Origin of the sequence: Streptomyces boluensis, from assembly GCF_009908195.1 — a bacterium.
In the GTDB taxonomy this organism is placed as follows: Bacteria; Actinomycetota; Actinomycetes; order Streptomycetales; family Streptomycetaceae; genus Streptomyces; species Streptomyces boluensis.
Genome location: NZ_JAAAHS010000683.1, coordinates 1 through 1710, shown reverse-complemented (window position 1 = coordinate 1710; position 1710 = coordinate 1). Strand labels below are relative to the sequence as shown.

The 1710-nt window shown below is 74.2% G+C and carries 1 protein-coding gene; it reads left to right on the top strand.

Going from position 1 to position 1710, the window contains the following annotated elements:
* Positions 1-4: 4 nt before the first annotated feature.
* Positions 5-1710 (top strand): IucA/IucC family protein (locus tag GUY60_RS37415; RefSeq protein WP_161705953.1); only part of this gene is annotated, 1706 nt, incomplete at its 3' end.

The window sequence follows — 1710 nt, the reverse complement described above, 5'->3', positions numbered from 1 at the left end:
GTTGATGAACCTGCCGACCGGCACCGACCCCCTCCCTACGGCCACGCCGCCGACCTCTCCTCTGGCGCTGCCCACCGCCGACGAGGCCGTGGCCCACACCCTCCTCAACTGCCTGCTCCGCGAGGTGTCGGGCCCCGAGCACCAGACCGCCGTCGTCGACGGCCACCTGCTCCTTCGCCTCCCCCGCCGGGGCGTGCTTCTGAGCGTCGCGCTGCGTCGCACCTCCCTGTTCGGCGCCCACCGCTTCACCGGCCCGGTGACGGAACAGCGCGACGGCGCCTGGACCGAGGTCGGCTGGCGCCTGCTCGCCGAGTACGTGCACGCCGAGCTCACCCTGCGCACCGGCGTCGGCAACGAGGAGTTCCTGGAGCAGATCGACTCCAGCCACCAGGGCGTGTCCGCCGCCCTCGCGGCCGGTGAGCGCAGGGCGTCCGCCGCGCTCTCGTACCTCGCCTCCGAGCAGTCCCTCCTCCTCGGCCACCGCTTCCACCCCACCCCCAAGTCCCGCACGGGCGACGCCGCTTCCTGGTCCGCGTACGCCCCCGAGGCCGCGGCCGTCTTCCCGCTGCGCCATCTCGCCGTACGCGCGGAGCTGATCGCCCAGGAGAGCGCCGAGCCCGGCGCGGCCGCTCCGCTCGACCGGCTCCGCGCCGACGTCCCCGACGGCTACCGTCTACTGCCCGCACACCCCTGGCAGTACGAGCTGCTGCGCGAGGACCCCGTACTGCGCGAGGCTCTCGCGTGCGGCGACATCATCGACCTGGGTGAGGGCGAGACGCCGTTCGCGGCCACCGCCTCCGTCCGCACCCTGTACGACGGCGACACGTTCCTGAAGTTCAGCCTGAACGTGCGGATCACCAACTGCCTGCGCAAGAACGCCAGTTACGAGCTGTCCGGCGCCGTCGCCCTGACCCGCCTCCTCCAGCCCGCGCTTGCCGATCTGGCGGAGCGCTTCCCCGGCAGCGCCATGCTCCGCGAGCCCGCCTACCGCAGCCTGGCCGTCCCCGGACCCGACGGCCGCACCGACCTGGCCCTGCTCGAAGGCTTCGGCGTGATCGTCCGCGAAGGGCTCGCCGCCCGGCAGCTCCCCGGCACCACCGCGCTACTCGCCGCAGCCGTGGCCGACGAGTACCCGACCGGGCCCGGCCACATCTCCCGCCTCCTCGACGGCGCAGGCCCCGAAGCCGCCCTCGACTGGTGGCGGGCGTACCTCGGGCTGCTCCTGCCGCCCGTCCTGGCCGCCTACTTCGACCACGGCCTGGTTCTCGAACCCCATCTGCAGAACGTCATGGTGTGCGTCGACGGCGACGGCATGCCCGCGCAGATCCTGTTCCGCGACCTGGAGGGCACCAAGCTCGTTCCCGAGCGCCACCCCGACACGCTCGCCGCGCTGCCCGCCGCGGTCGCGCGCCCCATGACGTACGACGCGGAGCGCGGCTGGGACCGGGTCGTCTACTGCCTCCTGGTCAACCACGTCGCCGAGCTGCTCGCCGCCCTGGCCGACCTGCACCCGCAGACCGAGCCCGCCCTGTGGGCCGCGGTCCGCGACACGATCCAGGACCACGCCGACCAGAACGGCTGCCCGCCCCGGCTCGCCGCGCTCCTCGCCGGAGTGCCGCTGCCCGCCAAGGCCAACCTGCTCACCCGCTGGGAGCGCAAGGCCGACCGCGAGGCCGGCTACGTCCGCCTCCCCTCCCCGCTCGCCCCGGC